Consider the following 20,756-nt stretch of genomic DNA (forward strand, 5'->3'; position numbering starts at 1 on the left):
GCTGCAGGACTGGGAAACCCCGCCGGCACCTTGTCGGCGAAAAGCGGGATTTTGAGCTTGGTTGGGTTTGGTGTTGGATAAAAGAAAGTCATAATGTTGCCTTGTTACTGTGTTTTTATGGGTCTTCCCCGGTTATGGTGGGTGTGCTATGGTTTTGTACATTTAATTTCAGTGAATCATGCACAAGGATCCGCAGTTATGCGCCTGACTACTCAAATGTTATCAATCTGCACTGTTGTAGCTTTTCTCATCGCTTCACCTTATACAGCGGCACACAATGACGGAACTCCCGGTATTAACGTTGAAAAACTTCTTGAGACAGAAAAATCCTGGGATGGCGTGCTTTACAAGGAATATCCTAAAGGAACTCCCCAGCTATCAGTTCTTAAGATAACTGTTGCACCAAATACTAGTCTTGCCTGGCATGAACACCCGATACCTAATGCTGCTTATGTACTGAATGGGGTATTAACTGTGGAAAAGAAAGCCACTGGCGAAAAACGACTTTTAAAAGCCGGGGAGGTATTACCAGAGATGGTTGACAGCGCTCATCGCGGGTACACAGGTGAAGAAGGTGTTACCCTTGTGGTCTTCTACGCAGGGCAAAAAGGGCTCCCTCTTTCTAAACCCGCTGGATAAACACGGTCTAAGGGAGAGTATTTCTTTGTTGCGGTGGCTGAGGCATGATGATGTTTATTTAATCGCCAGAGGTCACCTCCATGGACGAAAAGTCCCTCTACGCTCATATTCTCAACCTGTCAGCCCCGTGGCAGGTAAAGACCCTTTCACTCGATGAAAATGCCTGTTCAGTTACTGTCACTGTCGAAATCGCTGTAAACACCCGGTTAACCTGCCCGACCTGCGGTAAAACTTGTTCTGTTCACGATCACCGTCATCGTAAATGGCGCCATCTTGATACCTGCCAGTTCATGACAGTTGTTGAGGCGAATGTTCCCCGGGTCATGTGCCCAAACCATGGATGTCAGACGTTACCCGTTCCGTGGGCCGGACCCGGCAGCCGGTACACGTTGTTGTTCGAGTCATTCGTTCTTTCCTGGCTGAAAATCAGCACTGTTGATGCGGTAAGAAAGCAGCTGAAACTTAGCTGGAATGCGGTTGACGGCATTATGACCCGGGCGGTTAAACGTGGTCTTGCTCGAATAAAAAGACCGCTATCAGCCCGGCATATGAATGTGGACGAAGTTGCCTTCAAAAAAGGACACCGGTACATCACCGTGATATCCGACCGTGATGGGCGCGCACTGGCGTTAACAGATGATCGGGGAACAGAAAGCCTTGCCAGCTATCTTCGCACTCTCACCAACAGCCAGCTGGAGGCCGTCAAAACGTTCTCAATGGATATGAATGCCGGGTATATCAGAGCTGCGCGCATCCATCTTCCGGGAGCAGTCGGAAAAATCGCCTTTGACCGCTTCCATGTGGCAAAGCAACTGGGTGAAATCGTTGATAAGACTCGGCAAAACGAGCATCCCCGGCTTCCGGTGGACAGCCGCCGCCAGGCAAAAGGAACCCGCTTCCTGTGGCAATACAGCGAAAAATGGATGACAGAGCCCCGGCAGGAAAAACTGGCATGGCTGAGAGAACAAATGCAACTGACCAGCCAGTGCTGGGTACTGAAAGAGCTGGCGAAAGATATCTGGAACCGCCCCTGGAGTGACAAGCGCCGCGCAGACTGGCAGCAATGGATAGCGCTGGCGAGAAGTTGCGATGTGCCGGTAATGAGGAACATGGCAGGAACCATCACAAAAAGGTTATACGGAATACTTAACGCAATGCGGTACAGCGTCTCAAATGGTAATGCCGAAGCGCTGAACAGCAAAATAAGGCTGCTGAGGATCAAGGCCAGAGGCTATCGAAACCGGGAGCGATTTAAACTGGGGGTGATGTTCCATTACGGGAAGCTGGATATGACGTTCTGAGCTTCCCACCATGATCGGGGAAGACCCGTTTTTATACAGTATATGCGCAAGATTTTGACGGGGGAAAGTTCGGATTTTTGTTAGAAAGGTAGGATATTGATCGGTAAAGAAAGATAGTTTATGTGAATGATACCCATCCCGTAAGTGGGACAGGATCAGGCTTGATATGTGGCACAGAGGGAGATGGCCGCTGGTCTCAGAAACGCCATTCGAAACAGAGGACAAAGCCGTAGATGCCGCGATCACCTTCGATTTTGCCACGCTGTACAAATAGCCGGGATCCATCCCTGCCAGGTGTTATTGCTGAGTCACTTTCCCTAAATCATCAGCACTCAGCGCCACCTGATAAAGCAACAACCCCGTGACAACACCATCAAAATATTCAGCATCTGGCCTAGAGCTGCCCACCTGTATGCTATTCGATGATGATTGAACGAAACCAGGATCAGCTGACACAACATCGCCATTGGACGATAGGATCCCCGCAGTGCTGTATGCAATGAGCATCCTCTCTAATTGCCATTTTTTCTTTCCTAGCAAGCTGATATTGCTTGTTTGTGTGCGTGCAAAAGCTTGTGGCAGCAATGAGGACATTTGCCGCCCTATCAGGGCTCTTACTGATGCTGAGCCAGTTAGGTTTGAATCTCGCAATGCAAGCACCCCCGACGTGACCTCGCCAGCAGCATAAGCGGCGAGTGGTAATGATGTCGGTATCACCTCAGCACAAATAGACATATCCGTCGAATCGAACCCTGCAGGAATCATAAAATAATAATTATCGGCATCACGCGTACCAGGGCCGTTTGCAGTAATGATCGTGGATGTAGAGCGTGGAGTTAGCTCCAGTTGTGGGTATTGTATATATACGCCATTTCCCGGCGTTCCCGCGTATATTTGGCTAACTCCGTTGTGATTGAGAATGCTCAACCTAACAGTTTGAGATGCAACAGATGCCGCTTGTGCAGAAAGCTCTATGAGGTAAATCCCGTTTTTGCAACTGGTCGTCTTCGCTACACCATTCGCAGTCCCTCCTGTTGTGAATGTCCCATCATTTAAATTCACTGTTACATTGAAAGTGATACCGCCGCCGGGAAATCCGATCTCCACAAATATGTGGCTGTTCTCAGCCGCTTTCGCATAGACTTTTCCGGAAGCCCATCCGGTCGCCTGTATTGATGTCGTCGGCGATGGTAAGCCATGGTATGTATTTACCGCATCGTCTGCCAGTTTGAACATCGGAATACCATCAAGCCCTGACACTGTCGATTGCGTAATGGTGCAATTGTGCGGAGTCCAATAACTATTCGTTAGTTGTCCGTTATAACTCAATACGTTTGTCGATGATGGCTCTGCAAGGAGACCGATAATTTTCCCTGTTAACGGATTTCGCTTGAACCTGACAACGCCAGGGCTAACCGTCTCAACATCCCCATTTTCATTAAACTGCCTTGCTGTGGTTGTCCTGCCACACATCAGCGAAATGCTACCATCAATACTTTTAATACTTCCTGATGTAAAATCAAATTCCTTGGTTGGAATTACATAGAGGTAATTAGTATAGTCCTGATCATCAAAAGAAATTATGTTAGCACTCATGTGCATTCACCTTATAAAAGATTGGTTGAAAACCATGCGCCTGAAATATAAACCCACAGTTTTTTATTAGCGGCGTCAACGCAAATCGGATTTTTACCATTTTTTGAAGATGGTGTACCTGTAGGCACTCCATTTATTGAAGGTATATATAGAAAACCATCAACAGCAGTTGTCGGTAGCTGGCTATCATCGCCAATCTCTATGTTTCGGCCATCGAACCTGATACCGTTGCTTTTTGAAAACCCATTTTTTTCCGGCCTATAAATCTGCCATGAACCATCACTACGTTGACCAGCCCTTATTACAGGAAGATTGCTTACCTCAGGAGAATATTCGTCAACAGCTTCTCCACCGGCCCCTGTCGGTGTAATTACGTTTCTTACGACTCCATCTGTTCTTGGGGCAAAGCGGTCATCAACCCCAGCTCCTGATACATATAGAGTGATAACACGATCGGCCCCTTCCCCGGTTGTGAAGTGGTAGACTTTACCGCCAACAACAGTGATCCACGGCTTATGTACGTACTTAGATTCATTTATTGCAAATGGTATTGGTGACAGTGTTGGCTTTCCAAGTTCAACCCAACCCAGCGGGAACTTATCATCGGTAGTTACAGCTATAGAATCATAGGCCTTGCTACCATCAAAGCCGAAATAACTCATATACCAGAACTTGCCATCACGCCTAACGCTCGGATCTCCAACTTTGGCTGACTTCCACGTCCCATTCTTTGTATTTATGATGGGCGCATTTGCATCATCAACTATCCAGGGGCCAGTTAACGAATTCGCGTATGCATAGCCGATTCGTTCATTGCCTTGAGAATCATCGCCACCTGTCGCGCTCGTTCCCTTTGAGTTAAAGAACATGTAGAACACGTTATTACGCTTTACAATGCTGACATGATAAACATCCGAGGAGCGCCACGGCTTACTTGAGTCCGGGCCGATCAACACCCCCATACGGGTAAAGTTACCGGCGACAACATCAGCCAACGAATCTGCAACTGCAAGGCAAATACGTTTTATGCCCCCCTCATAGCCAGGGTTTGGGAGTCCAATATAAAACAGATAGTATTTACCATCATCGCCACGAAGCATATAAGGGCCAGTACAGCCGTATCTGTCCGCAGAATTAACAACACCACTGCCGACTAAAATAGGAGTATCACCTACATTCCAATTTACCAGGTCTATACTGGTTGCGTGGCCTATAGAGCCGTTTTCTGGACGCGTGAATGTCCCTGAATAGGCAGTAAAAACCATATGATACTGAAGGTCAGAATCATCCCACCAAATAGCGGGTGACTCCACCATTGAACTCATCCAAGATTTGCTAACGTCTTTTTTTAGTACCGTGCCAATTCGACGCATCGCAACACCTGGCGATGCCGTTTGTTGGTTTCCATACGAGCTAGGCATTCCGTTGAGCGCTACATATTCTGTAAGCTCACCGGCGCTATTACCCTGGAAGGCACCAACTGATGGCAGTTCAGCTTTTGAGATATCTTTACCAGCGAAATCAATGGATAAATTTTTGGCATCCATTTCTAGTGCTGTAAGCTTAGCTATTCTTACCTGACCATTTCGCTTGATTTCCATTGCAACTTTTCCGTTTTTAGAGAATGTTACCTTCCCTCTCTGCGGAACAATTTGCATTGATATTTCATCGTTATTATCCGTGATGTTGAAAGCTTTGCTTTGCAATGCCAATGCACACCACGCCATAGATTTATTTAGCCCTGCCCCCACTTTTCCCTTTGAGTCAATAAAGGCATTCCTAAACTTGTCACGAACTGTCTTGAGACGAGATCTGACCTCATTAACTGACTTCATACCAGGAACAACAGAAACAGGCTCAGCAATACCATTATTATTAATGTAATAAATGAAAGCGTAATCGCTCATTACCCCCTGAGCAACGCGAAATGATTTCCCTGATGGCGTCCCAGCAATACCAGCAATCGTGCCGTCAGGGTCTTCTGGTGTGATGTAGTATGTATTGGCGTCTGCGATGTTCTGGGCGTTGTCTGCTGCCTGCTTAGCCTCATCCGTATACTGCTCAATGCTCTTTTGCGCACCAGTTATCTCATCAATGCGATCAGCAACCTGCCGACGCACCGTAGGGAATGGTTTTTGAAACCGATCGTAAGCCTCATCTTGTTCGCCATTAAGGAAGTCATCATATGCGAGAGCATTATCATTTAAATCCTTCATGCTGTTAGAAGGACGTGGGTTTCCGGTGTTGTATCTATTAGCCATAGTTATTTCCATAAAAAAACCCGCACAAGGCGGGTTTTCTTAAACTGGTTAAAATATAGATTAGGTTGTCACTTGCTTCGATTTTACGCTGAAAAAATATTTTCTGAATCTTTCAGATGGATTTTCAACAATAAAATACATCGCTATACCAAATACTATCACAAAACAAAATGATAGCATTGAAATCAACATTGATGAACTCTCTCTTGGTATAACCCAAAATACATAATTATATAGATAAATTGAAAAAGAACACTTACCAACAAATGAAAGCAATCTCACCACTATCGTAGGGTTAACATTACCCTTGCCTCCAACAACAAACGACCACATAGAAATTGCCGCAAAAGTAGAAGCAACTATTTCATAAAGTTTAACATTGTTATTAAATCCATCACCCTTATAGAAAAGCATAACAACTAAAGCGACAATGGAAGATATCCTTATTGCTTTTAATTTACGAAAGCTTAAGCCACAGTCGGATGAGACAAACAAAACCCAACCCAAAACAAAAAGATAAAGGTAGGATATTATTGACCACGTCAACACCCTATCCACGGTTATAAGATTAATAACGATGGAAGATACAGCGCAAATTGCAAGCAATATAATTCTATTGCGATCTGTTTTGCAAATTAAAACAAAAATTGGCAACAACAAATAAAACTGCATTTCTACAGCTAACGACCAATAAACACCGCTAATGCTAAACATTGTACTTTCATTTAAGTTATGTATGAATGTCATGTGAGTTAAAATGTCATATATTCCAGTTGGCTTTTCTGCCACTCCATAACATCTTATCAATACTATCCAAAACAAAATAGAAATGTAGTACGGAATCGCAATCCGTAAAAAACGCTTTGAGAAATAAAGAAAATAACTTGACTGTGAAACACCATTTGAAAACATGTTTCTTGTTGACATTCCCATGCAGTGCCCGGAAATAACGAAGAAAATCCCAACCCCTATCCATCCATTCCCAAATGGGCCATAAAGGTCAAAATAGTTACCCAATGGCAGCCCACTAGAAGAAGACCAGAGGAAAATGTGGAACGATGTCACCAATAGAACAGCGACTCCTCTGAATGCATCTATGATGTAGTTTCTTGTTTTCATATGGCATTACCCAATTTTAGATCATTGGATTATACCACATAGGTAGAATTTATCACCACCCAACAGCTACATAACTAAAATTGTCCACGTTGCCTGATGATCCTGAGATCCATCCAAAAACATCAAACCCATTCAGGGTATGATTAGCTGACGACACATATCTATTTGTATCGGTAATTTTTGACGGTATTACTGCAAGTACATTACTGGTAAAAGGTTTAGGGAAACTAACAGTACCAGACGATGCATTTATTACTGACTTTCCTGCTTGAATGGTAATCACCACATCGTTAAAAATATCTTTTACTGTAAAGCAAATCCCCAATGGGTTACTTTCCACCGTCACGTTATTTCCAAGGAATCTTTTAATCGCTTTAAAAACTTGATTGTCATCCTCCGGGTTAAGTTCCATCCCTGAACCTTCCACCACGCCAATTAACTCGCGCTGGAAAGTGTTCAACATCTCGGCATTGATAATAGTCGGCGGGATGCCCTGCGCCACATTGCCATTCGTATATTCACCATTTGCATCTGCTGTATCCGTTGTGCTTCCTACTTTTCTCATGATAACTCCTGAAATTTAATATAGATTTGATTAGAGATAGCCCGATGCAGTGTCGAACATATCGGCAAACTCTGGAGTAACGTCGTAAACGCCCTCGTCGTTGAATCCAAAATTGATATAGCCAAATTTAACGATCGTATGTGAAGGCGAGAGCGCATTCATTCGGCACTCAAGCTGCCGGTTTCCCCATGAGCGCAACGGATCGCCGCAGTAACTCATTCCGGCACGGGCATAGGAGATGGTTGTTTCCTCTGCCTCCACCAGCCACACAAATGGCCAGTCGTCGCCATTTAACCCGTCGCCACAGACAGACAGCCCTGCGCGCGCCTGGCGGTATTCTTTGATGGTGATGTTGTAACCGAGCGCTCTGGCGATACCGATAAAATAAGTGCGTGACTGGCCGCCGGTACTGATAAATTTTGATACCACGGCCGCCTGCCGTTTCGCTATCGTGTCAACCTCACCGATCGAACAGTCATCTGGCAAACCCAGCGTTTTTTCCCATTCAGTCAGCATGATGGTTGCGGTTTCAGGGAAAGCGCCGACAAGCAACGCTATCGCATCGTTATCGCTACGCTGAAACCCTGTAGCCAAAGCCCGGATAACTGCCCCCTGAACCCCACCGGGGTCGCGCGGCCACGCTATTCCGGTCGGGATTAACGCCTGCAGCGCGCGAGAATACTCCTTTACGGTAAACTGGCTCATGTGTAGTTCACCTCGCCACGCACCGGCAGTTCCCCTATCCCCAGATCGATATTCGTTGTTGGGGAAACAAGGATAAAGCCTGCTGTGCCATCAATGTCTCCGATTGCCCTGTTCAGGTCAGAGAGGAAGATCTTGCCATTGCCGACCGGCGTTCCGCCTTCGAAGAAGACATTGTCGATAGCCGCCGCAATGGCCGTTGTAATGTCGCTGCCAACATGTGAAATGCCGCTGATCTCAAAATCCACCGTCTTGGCCGATGGCGAACAAACGTAAACCAGCGCAGTGACTGGCGCGCGTGGGTAGATGTAATCAGCCACACGCCCCTGATCTCCGGTAGCCTTCTGTGCGCCCCAGTCATCCAGCTGAGAAATACCGTCAGTCCCTACCGGGAAACCGTGATTGGTTTCGTCGTTGCCGTCGCACATGATGTACACCCCAACCGTACCGGCCCCCATCAGGCGCCGTTTGGGCCAGCAGCGTGTAACACCAGGTACCGCCAGCGCCCACTGCTCATAATCTGTGTCGCTGCCACCCTGGGGCGGATGTTGATAGGCAAGCAGCATACGGGCGCGGAAACTTTCCTGTGTCTCAATGTCTGCTCCGCCGGTGGCGGGCTCGAGCATTACGCCGCTGGCATCAATGCCGGGTAGAGAAACATCCAGTGTCAGGGTCGTGCCGGCATCCGCATTGCCGTCAATACCGCCCCCTGTCGGGTCGTCGATAATGTCGGGCAGGATTGCAGTAAGCTTGCCGACACCTTTCCCATTTGCCCCGATCGTTACGCTCTCCTCAAGCCGGTAGAGATAACCATCACCACGGCGCAACACGGCACCTTTGTTGACAGGCGCGCCCGCAGTTCCGCTAAATTCATAAGACGGTGTGGATGCCGGATTGGCCGGGTTTTGGTAGACACTTTTAAGACCAGCCCATCCAGATAGCCATTCATCAGTGGCATTAAAAGGGGTGGACTGCAGCGCGATATAATCCAGGTACCCGTAATGTAAATGGGCGAGGCCGGCGTCAGCATCCGCCAAAACACGCATGTTAGAATAGCGCAACAGCGCACCGGTCTTTCTCAGTTCAGCCTGAAGCTGTGTGCGACTTTTCTCACGCAATTCGGTGAGTGTCGGCCGATTGAAAGGCATAATTTATTGCTCCCAAACCCAAAAAAATCGCATGTCCGTGCGGTCACCGTTACCCGGACGCTGATAGCGAATGACCATATTTAGCCGGCGGGGATAAACGATCTGGGTTGCTATTGTGAACGACGACACCACACCATCAGAGATCAGCCACTGCAATGCCTCGCGGGCGTAGTCTTCCGCTTTTTGAGCAACTGCCTGGGTCAATTTCTGACGACGCAACAACCACAGCCGGGAGCCGATGTTATGCTCCTCCCCCATATCCCCCCACCAGCCGCGGCGGTCTTCTCCGTCTATATCATCGTCATCACGGGCAACGCGATCGGTGAACAGACTGATAATCATCGCTGTCTGCAGGTCATCACCATTGTTCAAATCGCCGCGTCCCTCACGCCACTCAGCCACCAGCCGTTCAATGTCCCAAAAGGAGCTGATATCACTCATTCGACGATCTCCCCCGGTTTCTCGCTGGTTTTCTCATCGTTGCCGCCCTGGACATTTTTCACGGCATGGCTGTGCTCGTTATAGGTGTCGCGTAAGGCTTTCAATGTGGCGCCATTGCTGTCGCAGTTGTCTATCACGTCCCCGGTCACTTCCAAACGCGGTGTTTCAAGTCTGATTTTTTCAGTGGCTGTGACGGTAACCGTGGTCGCATTGGTCACTGTTACCGGCTTCCCTTTCGCTTCTATCTCAATGCCATTTTCCGTGAGTTTTACGAACATCCCCCACTGGTTATAAATCAGCGTCTCACCGCTTTTTAAACCCGATTGCCGGTATTGCTGATTGTTACTGGCCACGATCACGGCGCTGGAACGATCCCCCCCCAGATACGCCAGCACCACATCCGTCCCTATCGGGAGACCGGAAGAAAATCCAAACTCCGCCATACGCGGGGTTTCGCCTCTCACTTCCATCTGGGTCTGGTATTGAAGTTTTTGTATGCCGCCGGCATCGCCGTATCCGGTGATCTTGCCCAGACCTATCATCATGGCTACCCTGCGCCCAAGCTGCCTCAACATACCGTCATTCATCGATTAAGCTCCTGCACCTGGCTATAGAATTGGTAGGGTTGAACGGCAAATGCCTCTTTCGGCATCATGATGAGATTGGCCCGCGTGCCCCGCTCGTCACGAGTAAAAGTGACCTCCGCCAGAAGCCACTGCACGTTATTGAGCCCAAAGACAGGAATATTGATGGGGATCAGCGTATTCGGCTCCCACAGTTTTCCGGCCTTGTCTCGCCAGCTGTCGATCTCCACCTGCAGACGTCGTGAACGGCCATAACGCCGGTTCATCTCCCAGTCGATGCAGTTTTGCGCCTGACCGTGAGAGTTCATGGTGCTCTCAACGATGACAATCCGATTGCGGTAGCGCATTTTGGCGACTTCCGGATCCTGAGCGCGCGCCAGGGTAACGGCGGAATAGCCCCCATCCGGCGACAACTCCATCGCCGGCGTCATCGACATTGATACCCCGACATAATCGGAAAACCGTTCGTCCATCGATGACATGAAAGATGCCGTCTCGATATTTTCCCCTTGCGCCACGCCGCTGGCCGCCTTGGCGGTTCCGACGCGGGTAAGGAAAAGACAGCCATCGGGCTTGTCGTAATACAGCAGCGCAGCCCAACGGGTGATCCGGTCGATCACTTCTTGCGAAGACTCCCCCCAGTTAAGGGTAAATTGGGGAACCGTCGTCATATCATTCACGTCGCTGCTGACATTGATGCCGTATGGCGCCGCCAGCTTTTGGGCTATCTGTAGGGCATTAGCCTGGCTGATCACGTTGTTAGGCCATTCAGCTGAACAATCCACCAGGTCCTGGCATTTACTCCGGCCCGTAGCGCGAACTTCATGACGCTCTTTGCCAATCACCGGATTCCAGCGATCGACATAGCCGGTCATAACCAGATCATCCCCCAGATGCACCGTGCAACTGTCTCCGGGCAGTACCAGCTGCTTTTCTTCGTTACCGGGGTAGTAGTCCATCAACGACAGGTCGAAATCCGATGGCAAGCGCTCAATGCCTCGCGTAACGCGAACAGAATCCCAGCCGGAAATTCGCTTACCGCCGGCCGTCAAAATCAGTTCATCTTTCATTTTCTCAGCGCTTTAAATTTGGTGGGCATGAATGCCGGATGGCGCGGCCCGACAGACTGAACCAGTTCATCACCCCGAGCACCGTCCTGATACATGCGGTTGGCCAGCACCAACGCCGGTAACGATGTGGGCATAACAACCTGGGTCAGTGAACTAAGAACGGCGCCTTTCTGGCTGTAGGCGTTGACCAGCGCATCGCGGGTTTGCAACAGGTTCATATAATCGTCGTCGTCTCCGGCATCCGCCGCCATCAACAGCACCTCATCCAGCGTGTCGCAGACGCGATTAAGCATCAAAATGGCATCGTCATAGCTTGATGGCTCATAATTGGCGGCGGTCGCTGCCAGTGCGCCGGCGGACAATACGCAGAGCAGGATAGTGGCGCCATTGGCTACCGAATTTTCACCAGAGGTTGCGTAAAACGTGGTGTTTCGATACGAAGCCAACGTTTCCAGCATGCGGATTTTTTCTTCTACACTGCCGCTGAACGAAATGACCGCATCAATGATGGCCCTGGCATCAACGGGGAAGGCATTCACGGAGGCTACGCCCTCAAATGTGGCCGTGAGCGCTAATAATTCAGCGCGTCCTGTTACCGCTTGCGCCATTTTTTGGTTAACCAATCCGGCGTAATTGTCGGTATCTGCCGTTCTATTTACTGCACCGGTTGATCCCGAAACGCCTCCCCCTACGGAGCCTTTGTTGTATCGCCCATACCGGGCGCTACCGAAGGTCGATTTCAGGACATTACTGAGATTAGTGACTTCATTGGCGGTGCTTTTCACCATGTTTCCCCAAAACGCAGCGGTATTGCGCAACGTCTTGATAGTCTGGGTTACACTGCGGATCTCACCTTTAACCGTGGCAATAAATTTTGTGGCCGCCATCAGGCCGGTTCGTAACCAGTTTGCCTGAACCAGTGATGCCGCCTGAGTGCTGCCGGTGATCGCAAACACCTTTAAACCGGACTCAATGACCGTCAGGGTAAACTCGAAGGAACGGCCGTTATCCACGCTCTCAAGTACCCGCAAACCGCCATCCGGCACACTTACGGTAAGCTCCCCAAGCGTCGGATGTATCAACGTACCCGGCCCTTCCTTCTCGCACGCAGCCACCAGCGAATCACGCTGCGTTATCACGTCAGGTGCGTCATACGCCAGGCTGTTATGGACGATGAAACCCCTGATCGTTAATTTGCGCGTACCACGCCCCAGGTCTTCCACCCAGGCGGTGTTGCGATAAGGGTATTCATGCACGGCCTGGCGCCGGCCAAATACGCCTTCGGCACTGACTACTGCAAAAGGAACGCCGCGAAATGATGCCGGGTGAATATGCTCAAACCAATCCCAGCTGTCGCCGCCACCAAGCAGCGATGAGATCGCATCAGTGATCAGAGCCATAAATTCTCCAGAAACAAAAAAACCGCCGAAGCGGTTTAACTCAGTGATTGCATTGACAAGGCCACGCGGCCACCGCCTTCAGTCTGGACCTTGCGGCGCTCGCCGGTCTGGGGATTGACCAGTGTAATTTCCAGTTGGAATTTGTTCTCGTCGATCGCCTTAGACATGGCATCAGAGATCTGGCCGATGGTTTCCTCTCGCTGATTATTCGGTGCAAACAGCGAGGCTTGCGTTGACGAATCCTTTGGCGTTGGCGGCGGTAATGACTGCCCCTGCTCAGAGAGTTCGAACAAACCAGATGCTCGCTGCCCGTAAAGATTGTTCTGGTCACGCAAGCCAGACCAGCGAGGATCAAAGACCGAATCGCTGATCCCCCTGAAAATTTGATCGCGGCTGTATGGCTGGGCGCCGTTTTCATGCTTGATGATGGCCGGGATAAGCTTTTCAAGCACCGCCGGTGAATGCAGGTCTAGCGGTTCCGCGGGGTTAAAGCCTGTTTGTTTTGCCACACCATCAATATAGGCCTGGGTGATATTTTCGTTAGGTGGCGCATAAGTCCTAATCATTCGGTTTAACGTGTTATTCCCTCGATCGCCGAACAGCATCAGCTGTCGAGAAAGCGCCGCCAGCCCATCATTGGGATTTTCGAACGTGACAAAGCCGCCGTTACGTCCAGTCGTATTCGGTGCTGAACGCAAATTGCCTGGATTATTGTTGCGCAGCCCGAGTGCATTATTCCCCGGCTGGCCATACGGCAACATCGCCCCATTGTCAGCCGGCGCCGGGTAACCTGAAATTTTCTCGGTATCGGCTCTCAGCTGGTCGGCGCGCCATACGGGCTTATAATAGCCGTTCAGTTTCTTGATCAGATCTTCCGACGCATAGCCCAGTTTTAAATCCAGCTTCTCTTTCCATGACAGCGTGTCTTTAAATTTCTCATCGCCTTGAGCCTGCCGCAAAACATCGGCCTGTTTCCCGCCGCTGTTAAACGTCAGGATCGAACCGATAGCCGTACTGTCCAGACCATTGGTGACGACCTGCTTGATCTGGTCTACCGAAGCCGCCAAGGTTTCCGACTGGCCCAGCCAGGCCTGCCCTTTCATCAGTATGCCGTCATAGGCAGCACCTATCTGGTTCAGCTGCTGCTTGAACGCCAGGGCATTCTGCAGATCCTTCTCGGTAAATATCAGGCCATCCCGGCGGGCCTGATCCTTGAGCCGTTGAACTTCACTGGTCGTGTTGCGCAGATAGCTGAGAAGATCGGGCGAAATACCCAATTTGTTGGCAAACAGCGCCTGCTGCCCAGCAGGGAGTGATTGCATGGCGCGGTTGAGGTCGTTAATCAGCTTGCCTACATCGGCCAGGCCATCCTTGGTTTCGCTGATCCCTATCCCTCGCTGTTTCAGCAAGGCGAGAAAGCCATCATTACGGCCGTGTACAGCATCATTCGCCTTTTCAAACAACTCACTGACCGAACCTTCCGCAGCCTCACGCGCGCTGCCGTTTTCAATCATGGCGCCAGTCAGTTCCTGAAACGCGTCCGCCGTCATGCTGACGTTTTTTGCAACGGTATCGATCCGGTAGCCGGCGTCGGCAAAATTGGTCAGGTTGTTTTTAACAACATTGACGACCGCTGCAGCGCCACCCAATCCGAGGGTTAATCCACCGACCATTTTAAGCGGCGGGACCAAATCGCCGATGAACTGGACGCCGCTTCTGGCATTTTTAGCCAACACATCAAAACGGCTGCCCAAATCGTCAAGGTTATCTCTGGATTCCTGACCGCCCAACGCCAACGCATCGCGCGTTCTGTCCAACAGCGGATTGAGGTGCTTTACAATTTCCTCAATCCGCAGAATTGCGGCTGACGCCTCATCATTAGCCGTCAGCTCAAAGTCAAATGACTTGGCCATTACTTGCCCGCCTTAAGCTTTTCTATCCGACGGGCCTGATCGGCCCAAAAATCCAACCGGGTACGGGTCAGGGACCACGCATCCTGCGGCCCCCACCCGTAATACTTCGTCACCTCAGCAGCTAGTTGCTGCCATCCGCCGAGGGATCGAAGGTCAAAAAAGACATCAAGTAGTCCTCACACTTCCTGTAGTCGGTGTAAGCCATGCCACTCAACACTTTTTCAGTTATGCCGGAATTTAACGCCAGCAGCAGCTTCATGGCCGCCATGCCATTCTTGCTGCGCTGCGTTTCATAGAACTGCTCAACCTCAGCCAGTGCGGGCTCTTTCAGTTCGAGGCTCTCGTAGCGGATGTTGGCCATCTCCAGCGCTTTGCTGAGTACGATCGTTTTGGTTTTATCAAGCACTGCCATATCAATACTCCGTTACCGATCCGCCTTCCCAGCGAACATCAAACACCGCTTCTTCGCTATCAACATCCTGCGTATTAACGGACCACATGTTTTCGCCGATCACTGTTTTGCCGTTGGCCAGCTCAACGACCACCGTGACGTTGGTGGAATCATTGATTTTAGCGATCGATGTTCCGCCGCTGTCACGCGCCTGGTAGGAAATAAACGGCGCCCGCGGTTTTTCTTTGTAACCGTGCACCGTATCCATCCCGGTCAACGTGGAGCGCTCCACTTTACCGGGGCTGTATTTGAACTGGCCGGCAACCATGACCGTTACACCATCGATGGTAACGTACGCGGTCCCGGCCAGGCGGTTAGTTGTATCTCCCATGAATCCCCCTTAGGCCGCGGTCTGCGCGCGTCGCCATTGATTGAGTAGTGCAAAAATTTCCAGTTGGTCGATCAGCGTGCCCGTCCAAAGCACATCGATCCGCTTGGTATTGCTGCTGTTACGCTCCACCAGCAACGTCTCAGCAAATGCCGCGGCATCCTGCACATAGCCGTTATATTCCAGCGTGCGATACTGCGCGATCAGCTCCGCGCGGATCACATTGGGCGTCACAATCGCGGAGCCTGGTGCAAAACGGGTGCCGTCGTTTGCCAGCTTCATGCGGCCGAACTTTGAAGTGATTTGCGTGCGCAGGAAGCGGGTCACGAACATCAGCAGATAGAGCGTTTCAATGTTCAGGTAGCTGTCATCTGCATCGCCGAACTTGTTCTTCTGGTAGGTGGTGATGGTCTTTTCAACCTGCACAGAACCATCATCAGCGACCGTAAACGTTGAGATACCGCTGTATAGCAGATTATTGCGCTCGGTCAGCATGAAGCGGGATTCCAGCGGCGGAGCCAGTACGCCACTGATCGTCAACGTCTGCGTTGGACGGCCCGGATCGTTCCGCAGACTCGGCGCAATCGCCCCGGTCAACGCTGCCGCCCAAAGATAAGCGGGCGTCGGTGAGCCGTTGATCCCCAGCAGCGTCTCATGCTGGTTATTGCGTGCTTCGCCGGCGGCGGACAAGGAACCATACGTGCCCGCCAGCGCGCCGAATGAATGACCATAGAGCTGCTGTGCGTAAGACCAACGGCCGGTAGCGTCTGACAGGAACTCTTTCACGGCATCCAGCGACGTGGTATCCGTGTAGGGATTGACGATGAAGTCAAACGCACGATCTTGCAGATTACCCAACGGATCAGTCAGAGATGGCGCACCGGAACCGCCGGCCATTGGCGTTACCTTCAACTCCATGCCCTGCGGGGTTTCCTCACCGCCGGCGGCACCCTGATAGTTGAGACGAATATCGATGCTGTTACCGTGCGCACCTTTATTTTTCGCCGTCAGGTTCACCGTATCAGTGGCTGTTGTATCCACGACAGCAGTAACCGGCAGCTTGCTTTGACCGTTGATCGCCGCTGAAATCGCCGCGGCCACGGCAACCTTATCATCGGTACTGACGACCGTGAGCTGAACGCGCATACCGGCAATGTAGAGCGACAAAACGCCGGTCGCGGCCGCCGCTGTCAGTACCTGTAATTTACCGGCTGCCGCTGCTGTTCCAGTGGTGCCATCCGATAACGGCAGTATCCAGATTTCCGCAGAAATGTCGTTGGCCAGATACGCCGCCATCATGTTGTGCAACATGGAACCGTTGCCGCAGATGCCTGCTACCGCCGATTCAGAAGAAACTTTCTGCGGAATGCCTGGCGTTGCCGTCGCCGTTGACAGCATCTGCCCGATCAGCAGTGTGCGCTGTACCGCGGTCGCAGTATTCGCCATCGAGTTATCAAACTCGGCGTAGAAAAACGGCGCGCGCTGGTTTGAAGGGATGCGAGTAAATGGAACGGTCATTGATCACTCTCCTGGCTTTTCTTCCCCGCCACCGGCTTAGCTGATGCGTTAGGGTCGAATTTTTGTACATCGCCATCCTTCAGGCGGCGCCCCCAAAAAATATTATCGGGAACCTGTTCACCGGATTCCGGCAAAAAGGTGCCCTTGACCGGATCGCGCACAATGCGCCCCGGTACGGGTTTCACAAACATAGGGTTACTCCAGATCTATTTTTACGAGTGGTTCAGGGGTGCCATCAGGCATGGAGATCGTGACGTCAATTCCCTCAAGCGGAGACGCGTCAATTTCATAAAACTCTTCGGGGCCCTGATAGTATTCGATATCCAGTTCCATCAGTAACTGGGCGGTATGCCCTTCGCCGCCGGCGTCCACATCAATGGTCGAACGCACCTGCAGAAACTGCTGAATTTTTCGCGTCAGTTCATAGCTATTGATGACCGCGCGCTCTACCTGCTCGCGTAGCTGCTCCAACGCTTCTTCAGCTTTTTCTGCCCCGTTATCCTCCGCCTCATCGTCCAGTTCCTGCAGACGACCAGTGATACGGACCGTGGTCACCGTGTTGAACTGGGGCACATTCCGCCCCAGCGAATTCTTCACGTCGATCGGTGTCTGCACCAGGAGAACAGGATACATATCCGCAGTGGTGGGCCAGTCCCGAGGTGAATAAACCCGATCGGCGGCATCGGTCTTATTCTTCAACGCCTCAATGACCAGCAACCGGACTCCTCTCGGGTTCATGATTTCACCTTGTTGAGAATAAGCTTCGTCCCCCCGTGGCTATCAGGTTGAACATCCGCAACGGCAAAGAGCGTATTGACCGGCACCCCACCAACGATGCCGACCAATACCCGGTCCCCATGTTTAGGCGGCGCCCGGAATTGACTATCACGCACACCCAACACAGGCTTGGTGGTGTTAATAGTGCTGCCATCGTCCAGCGGCTCAACCTCTTGCGTATAGGCCCGATCGAATATGCCGCTAATGGTGTAAGGCTCCGCGCCGCCGCCAGGGCGATACTCAACCGGGTCACCAAAAACGCCGTGCAATGGCGCAAGCAAATGCTGATCCCAGTTGATTCCCATTACTCCCCCGATTGCACAGATACGGCCGGCGCGCTGCGAAGCAACGCTAACTTGCGGAGCTGCTCAACATCAGCAACCACGCCCAGACCAATCAGGCGATGCGCATCCGCTACCGGCAACATGAACGCCCGGTTTTCTGGATAGTCACAGCCATCGTGCCGCACCGTATTACCTTTGGTGACAACCACTGAAACCATGCCGGCCGGCAACTGTTCACCGTCCTGATCGTCATCTGAATCGCCATCAGTGTCGGTGTCGGTGTCGGTGTCGGTGTCGGTGTCGGTGTCGGTGTCGGTGTCGGTGTCGGTGTCGGTGTCGGTGTCGGTGTCGGTGTCGGTGTCGGTGTCGGTGTCGGTGTCGGTGTCGGCAGAATTGTCGGGGGCCTGACCGTCAACTTTCAACTCTTCGCCGTTTTCCTGTTCACCAACCATTAACTCGGGCGGCAAGCCGCCCAGTTCGTTACCTTGCTGTTTTTTCGATGCCATATCACACCACCGTCGCGCAGAGTGCAGCATTTACCCGGCTTGGGATAACCAACGGAGCTGACTGCATCATCAGCAGGCGTTGCGCCGGATCTTCTTTCACCCAGGTCTTAGGGGCATAGGCCAGAGGGCCATAGTTGAAAGCAGGATCGAGGATCACGCCAAACGCACGAGTCCCCATCAGATCAGCGCCAGACATAATGACGGCACCATCAGGGATCATCGGTTTTTCGACATTGTCCAGCGGGTCAATGAACCAGTCGTTATACAGCCACAGGTCGAAGTTGCCCCAGCGGCCTTTATAAACGGCCCCTTTCTGCACCTGCGCACCGGCATTAATCTGGTTGCCGAACGGGCTCAAAGCAGGGAAGGTGATGGCGTTGTCCTTGATCGTGGTATCCAGTCGGAATGCTTTCCACGCCTTGTTGGTGAAAATGATGTCCGTCGGTACCGCGCCGGAATTTTTGAGGATCAGCGTCTGCCACTCTTCAATGTCATCCGACGGCTGCGTGTTGGTAGCGCCAGCCGCCACCGTCAGCGGCCATTTATCGCTGCCACTGAGGGTGATGGTCAGATCCGGCGAACGGCCAAAATCCACTACCTTGGTTTCATAACCTTCACCGTTCACGGTGACTTTCCCTGACACCATGGCGCTACTGGCCATCCATTCAAGACGGCGATTAATCATGTCAATCTGATCTGCCATCTCGAACTGCAGGTTCAGCATTTCGCGCTCTGCCGCGGTAAATTCGCCGCCGATGCGTTCGCCGATCTGTCGGCGGATCGGTTTGCGCAGATCCGGCGCGCGCTTGTCTTTGATATATGCCGGTTTGAAAGTATTGGTCTGGTATTTGCGACTCTCGACCAGTTTACCTTCCACCAGCGGCGATACGAATGGCGCCATACGACGCAGCCCCACGTCCACATCGATGGCAACCTCTTCCGTCTCGTAAGTCACTACGTTCGGGAAGAAGCGATCCAGAAGCCAGTTTTGGCTGGTTTTCAGGTTAGGGACGACCTGGACCAGCACGCTGGTATCAAAAATGTTTTCCATATTCAGTCTCTTTATGATGCCGGCACCGTAGCCGGCCAGAATTCAGGACGAGTGCAACCCTGCCAAAGAACTGGCATCAGTTACGTTTCAAAAGGGTTAAATCAGGATACCGGCGACTGGATGCTATCGCGCAGGAAGATGGCCAGCGGGCGGAATTGCGCTTTCAGTTCAGCAACGGTCCAGCTTGCATCGAAAATTAGACGGTTCTGGTTAAACTCGCCCATCAGATACACACCGCCAGTTTGTACTGTGGTTGTGGTGTCTACGTTATCGACCAAAATGGCGGACGGCTTTTCACTGCCGTCGGTAGCGTCTTTTTTACTCGGGATATACGCGCCGGTCGCGGTGACCATGCCGAGTACCGTCCCACGTTTAAGCGCCCCTGAAACACCGATCGTGACAGAGTCAGTGACCAGTTGTAACGGGCCGGAAACCAGCTGATCAGGTACGAACAGCGAACTTTTCATGCCCGGCGCGAATTGATTTTGTCCAAACTGGTCCATTACTTGTTACCTCGTGCAGTGTCATAGAGGCTGGTCATTTTGCTTACCAGCGCATTTTTACCCGTTGCAGGCTTATCGCCGTCGGGCCCCAATCGTGCCTGCTCAGATTCACGCATCCGGGCATCCAGCGACTTTCTACCTTGTGGCTGCGGGGCTACGGCGCCCACCGTCGCCAGCGTTTCGATGGCTTCACGCGCACTCATCCGGGTATTGAAAGCCAGGTGAGCGGCCATGTCCGGGCGGCCAGCGGCATGCTTACTGCCAAAAATGGCGGCGCAACGTTTCCGCTCTGCCCGACGACCTTTTTTCACATCGCGGTTTTCATCCTCTTCCGCGTCTTCGTCGTCTTCTTCAGCACGACGGGATTTAGCCTTTTTGCCTTTTTCCTTGTCGTCATCATCGTCCTCAGCGTCAGGTTCACGATCGTCGTCGTCTTCCATGTCTTCGCGATCGTCATCGTCTTCAGCGTCCTCCTCGTCATCGCGCTCCTCTTCCGCGCGACGGGATTTCGCTTTTTTGCTTTTTTCTTTGTCGTCGTCCTCTTCCTCAGACGCTTTTTTCTTGAGGCCGAGAAGATGGGCAAACTTGAAATGAGACAT

Annotated in this window: 23 protein-coding genes; 2 read left to right on the forward strand and 21 right to left on the reverse strand. The window is 51.3% G+C overall.

Annotated elements, in window-relative coordinates; translation table 11 throughout:
• Positions 1 to 198: 198 nt before the first annotated feature.
• Positions 199 to 639, forward strand: a complete 441-nt coding sequence (locus ACJ8PE_RS14150) for a cupin domain-containing protein (RefSeq protein ID WP_180336643.1) — start codon at positions 199 to 201, stop codon at positions 637 to 639.
• 80 nt (positions 640 to 719) lie between these two features.
• Entirely contained in the window at positions 720 to 1,940 is a 1,221-nt protein-coding gene (locus ACJ8PE_RS14155; RefSeq protein WP_128868570.1) for an ISL3 family transposase, read from the forward strand.
• A gap of 297 nt (positions 1,941 to 2,237) precedes the next feature.
• On the opposite strand, the gene ACJ8PE_RS14160 is transcribed toward ACJ8PE_RS14155, so the two are convergent.
• The 21 genes from ACJ8PE_RS14160 to ACJ8PE_RS14260 all read right to left on the reverse strand — a co-directional run bounded on the left by ACJ8PE_RS14160 (position 2,238) and on the right by ACJ8PE_RS14260 (position 20,756).
• The gene (locus ACJ8PE_RS14160) at positions 2,238 to 3,536 is read right to left on the reverse strand and encodes a phage head spike fiber domain-containing protein (protein ID WP_442536768.1); all 1,299 of its coding nucleotides are present in this window, start codon (positions 3,534 to 3,536) and stop codon (positions 2,238 to 2,240) included.
• An 11-nt stretch (positions 3,537 to 3,547) separates the two neighbouring features.
• On the reverse strand, positions 3,548 to 5,797 hold the full coding sequence (locus ACJ8PE_RS14165; protein WP_442536769.1) for a hypothetical protein: 2,250 nt from the start codon (positions 5,795 to 5,797) through the stop codon (positions 3,548 to 3,550).
• A 60-nt stretch (positions 5,798 to 5,857) separates the two neighbouring features.
• Complete coding sequence (locus tag ACJ8PE_RS14170) at positions 5,858 to 6,916, reverse strand: acyltransferase family protein (protein ID WP_442536770.1); 1,059 nt, start codon at positions 6,914 to 6,916, stop codon at positions 5,858 to 5,860.
• Between the two features lie 52 nt (positions 6,917 to 6,968).
• Positions 6,969 to 7,481 carry a gp53-like domain-containing protein gene (locus tag ACJ8PE_RS14175; protein WP_442536771.1) on the reverse strand — a complete coding sequence of 171 codons (513 nt, stop codon included), beginning with the start codon at positions 7,479 to 7,481 and terminating at the stop codon, positions 6,969 to 6,971.
• A gap of 30 nt (positions 7,482 to 7,511) precedes the next feature.
• Complete coding sequence (locus tag ACJ8PE_RS14180; RefSeq protein WP_442536772.1) at positions 7,512 to 8,186, reverse strand: YmfQ family protein; 675 nt, start codon at positions 8,184 to 8,186, stop codon at positions 7,512 to 7,514.
• A complete protein-coding gene (locus tag ACJ8PE_RS14185) occupies positions 8,183 to 9,331 on the reverse strand; it encodes a baseplate J/gp47 family protein (RefSeq protein ID WP_442536773.1) in 1,149 nt (382 codons plus the stop codon). The genes ACJ8PE_RS14180 and ACJ8PE_RS14185 overlap by 4 nt, the downstream gene beginning before the upstream one ends.
• A gap of 3 nt (positions 9,332 to 9,334) precedes the next feature.
• A complete protein-coding gene (locus tag ACJ8PE_RS14190) occupies positions 9,335 to 9,772 on the reverse strand; it encodes a phage GP46 family protein (RefSeq protein ID WP_442536774.1) in 438 nt (145 codons plus the stop codon).
• Positions 9,769 to 10,359 carry a phage baseplate assembly protein V gene (locus tag ACJ8PE_RS14195; RefSeq protein WP_442536775.1) on the reverse strand — a complete coding sequence of 197 codons (591 nt, stop codon included), beginning with the start codon at positions 10,357 to 10,359 and terminating at the stop codon, positions 9,769 to 9,771. The genes ACJ8PE_RS14190 and ACJ8PE_RS14195 overlap by 4 nt, the downstream gene beginning before the upstream one ends.
• Complete coding sequence (locus ACJ8PE_RS14200; protein ID WP_442536776.1) at positions 10,356 to 11,426, reverse strand: phage baseplate assembly protein; 1,071 nt, start codon at positions 11,424 to 11,426, stop codon at positions 10,356 to 10,358. The genes ACJ8PE_RS14195 and ACJ8PE_RS14200 overlap by 4 nt, the downstream gene beginning before the upstream one ends.
• Positions 11,423 to 12,826, reverse strand: a complete 1,404-nt coding sequence (locus ACJ8PE_RS14205; RefSeq protein ID WP_442536777.1) for a DNA circularization protein — start codon at positions 12,824 to 12,826, stop codon at positions 11,423 to 11,425. Before ACJ8PE_RS14205 ends, ACJ8PE_RS14200 begins: the two co-directional genes overlap by 4 nt.
• 35 nt (positions 12,827 to 12,861) lie before the next feature.
• On the reverse strand, positions 12,862 to 14,739 hold the full coding sequence (locus tag ACJ8PE_RS14210) for a hypothetical protein (RefSeq protein WP_442536778.1): 1,878 nt from the start codon (positions 14,737 to 14,739) through the stop codon (positions 12,862 to 12,864).
• Between the two features lie 121 nt (positions 14,740 to 14,860).
• Positions 14,861 to 15,151 (reverse strand): phage tail assembly protein, encoded by a 291-nt coding sequence (locus ACJ8PE_RS14215; protein WP_060441820.1) that lies wholly within the window; start codon positions 15,149 to 15,151, stop codon positions 14,861 to 14,863.
• Between the two features lies 1 nt (position 15,152).
• Positions 15,153 to 15,521 carry a phage tail tube protein gene (locus ACJ8PE_RS14220; protein WP_060432162.1) on the reverse strand — a complete coding sequence of 123 codons (369 nt, stop codon included), beginning with the start codon at positions 15,519 to 15,521 and terminating at the stop codon, positions 15,153 to 15,155.
• A gap of 9 nt (positions 15,522 to 15,530) precedes the next feature.
• Complete coding sequence (locus tag ACJ8PE_RS14225) at positions 15,531 to 17,036, reverse strand: phage tail sheath subtilisin-like domain-containing protein (RefSeq protein ID WP_442536779.1); 1,506 nt, start codon at positions 17,034 to 17,036, stop codon at positions 15,531 to 15,533.
• Complete coding sequence (locus tag ACJ8PE_RS14230) at positions 17,033 to 17,227, reverse strand: DUF2635 domain-containing protein (protein WP_060420161.1); 195 nt, start codon at positions 17,225 to 17,227, stop codon at positions 17,033 to 17,035. The genes ACJ8PE_RS14225 and ACJ8PE_RS14230 overlap by 4 nt, the downstream gene beginning before the upstream one ends.
• A 4-nt stretch (positions 17,228 to 17,231) precedes the next feature.
• Positions 17,232 to 17,774: a hypothetical protein gene (locus ACJ8PE_RS14235; protein WP_060441818.1), complete on the reverse strand. Its 543-nt coding sequence runs from the start codon at positions 17,772 to 17,774 to the stop codon at positions 17,232 to 17,234.
• A complete protein-coding gene (locus ACJ8PE_RS14240) occupies positions 17,771 to 18,118 on the reverse strand; it encodes a head-tail joining protein (RefSeq protein WP_442536780.1) in 348 nt (115 codons plus the stop codon). Before ACJ8PE_RS14240 ends, ACJ8PE_RS14235 begins: the two co-directional genes overlap by 4 nt.
• A complete protein-coding gene (locus tag ACJ8PE_RS14245; protein ID WP_442536781.1) occupies positions 18,118 to 18,603 on the reverse strand; it encodes a hypothetical protein in 486 nt (161 codons plus the stop codon). The genes ACJ8PE_RS14240 and ACJ8PE_RS14245 overlap by 1 nt, the downstream gene beginning before the upstream one ends.
• 1 nt (position 18,604) lies before the next feature.
• Entirely contained in the window at positions 18,605 to 19,654 is a 1,050-nt protein-coding gene (locus ACJ8PE_RS14250) for a major capsid protein (protein WP_141970469.1), read from the reverse strand.
• A 101-nt stretch (positions 19,655 to 19,755) separates the two neighbouring features.
• Entirely contained in the window at positions 19,756 to 20,157 is a 402-nt protein-coding gene (locus ACJ8PE_RS14255) for a head decoration protein (protein WP_060441815.1), read from the reverse strand.
• On the reverse strand, positions 20,157 to 20,756 hold the full coding sequence (locus ACJ8PE_RS14260; protein ID WP_442536782.1) for a hypothetical protein: 600 nt from the start codon (positions 20,754 to 20,756) through the stop codon (positions 20,157 to 20,159). The genes ACJ8PE_RS14255 and ACJ8PE_RS14260 overlap by 1 nt, the downstream gene beginning before the upstream one ends.

This window comes from Serratia sp. CY74737, from assembly GCF_052166775.1.
In the GTDB taxonomy this organism is placed as follows: Bacteria; Pseudomonadota; Gammaproteobacteria; order Enterobacterales; family Enterobacteriaceae; genus Serratia; species Serratia ureilytica.

Excerpts from the sequence above, each read along its gene's own strand:
- ACJ8PE_RS14150 (WP_180336643.1), top strand. The coding sequence starts at position 199 with ATGCGCCTGACTACTCAAATGTTATCAATCTGCACTGTTGTAGCTTTT.
- ACJ8PE_RS14155 (WP_128868570.1), top strand. The coding sequence starts at position 720 with ATGGACGAAAAGTCCCTCTACGCTCATATTCTCAACCTGTCAGCCCCG.
- ACJ8PE_RS14160 (WP_442536768.1), bottom strand. The coding sequence starts at position 3,536 with ATGAGTGCTAACATAATTTCTTTTGATGATCAGGACTATACTAATTAC.
- ACJ8PE_RS14165 (WP_442536769.1), bottom strand. The coding sequence starts at position 5,797 with ATGGCTAATAGATACAACACCGGAAACCCACGTCCTTCTAACAGCATG.
- ACJ8PE_RS14170 (WP_442536770.1), bottom strand. The coding sequence starts at position 6,916 with ATGAAAACAAGAAACTACATCATAGATGCATTCAGAGGAGTCGCTGTT.
- ACJ8PE_RS14175 (WP_442536771.1), bottom strand. The coding sequence starts at position 7,481 with ATGAGAAAAGTAGGAAGCACAACGGATACAGCAGATGCAAATGGTGAA.
- ACJ8PE_RS14180 (WP_442536772.1), bottom strand. The coding sequence starts at position 8,186 with ATGAGCCAGTTTACCGTAAAGGAGTATTCTCGCGCGCTGCAGGCGTTA.
- ACJ8PE_RS14185 (WP_442536773.1), bottom strand. The coding sequence starts at position 9,331 with ATGCCTTTCAATCGGCCGACACTCACCGAATTGCGTGAGAAAAGTCGC.
- ACJ8PE_RS14190 (WP_442536774.1), bottom strand. The coding sequence starts at position 9,772 with ATGAGTGATATCAGCTCCTTTTGGGACATTGAACGGCTGGTGGCTGAG.
- ACJ8PE_RS14195 (WP_442536775.1), bottom strand. The coding sequence starts at position 10,359 with ATGAATGACGGTATGTTGAGGCAGCTTGGGCGCAGGGTAGCCATGATG.
- ACJ8PE_RS14200 (WP_442536776.1), bottom strand. The coding sequence starts at position 11,426 with ATGAAAGATGAACTGATTTTGACGGCCGGCGGTAAGCGAATTTCCGGC.
- ACJ8PE_RS14205 (WP_442536777.1), bottom strand. The coding sequence starts at position 12,826 with ATGGCTCTGATCACTGATGCGATCTCATCGCTGCTTGGTGGCGGCGAC.
- ACJ8PE_RS14210 (WP_442536778.1), bottom strand. The coding sequence starts at position 14,739 with ATGGCCAAGTCATTTGACTTTGAGCTGACGGCTAATGATGAGGCGTCA.
- ACJ8PE_RS14215 (WP_060441820.1), bottom strand. The coding sequence starts at position 15,151 with ATGGCAGTGCTTGATAAAACCAAAACGATCGTACTCAGCAAAGCGCTG.
- ACJ8PE_RS14220 (WP_060432162.1), bottom strand. The coding sequence starts at position 15,521 with ATGGGAGATACAACTAACCGCCTGGCCGGGACCGCGTACGTTACCATC.
- ACJ8PE_RS14225 (WP_442536779.1), bottom strand. The coding sequence starts at position 17,036 with ATGACCGTTCCATTTACTCGCATCCCTTCAAACCAGCGCGCGCCGTTT.
- ACJ8PE_RS14230 (WP_060420161.1), bottom strand. The coding sequence starts at position 17,227 with ATGTTTGTGAAACCCGTACCGGGGCGCATTGTGCGCGATCCGGTCAAG.
- ACJ8PE_RS14235 (WP_060441818.1), bottom strand. The coding sequence starts at position 17,774 with ATGAACCCGAGAGGAGTCCGGTTGCTGGTCATTGAGGCGTTGAAGAAT.
- ACJ8PE_RS14240 (WP_442536780.1), bottom strand. The coding sequence starts at position 18,118 with ATGGGAATCAACTGGGATCAGCATTTGCTTGCGCCATTGCACGGCGTT.
- ACJ8PE_RS14245 (WP_442536781.1), bottom strand. The coding sequence starts at position 18,603 with ATGGCATCGAAAAAACAGCAAGGTAACGAACTGGGCGGCTTGCCGCCC.
- ACJ8PE_RS14250 (WP_141970469.1), bottom strand. The coding sequence starts at position 19,654 with ATGGAAAACATTTTTGATACCAGCGTGCTGGTCCAGGTCGTCCCTAAC.
- ACJ8PE_RS14255 (WP_060441815.1), bottom strand. The coding sequence starts at position 20,157 with ATGGACCAGTTTGGACAAAATCAATTCGCGCCGGGCATGAAAAGTTCG.
- ACJ8PE_RS14260 (WP_442536782.1), bottom strand. The coding sequence starts at position 20,756 with ATGTCTCATTTCAAGTTTGCCCATCTTCTCGGCCTCAAGAAAAAAGCG.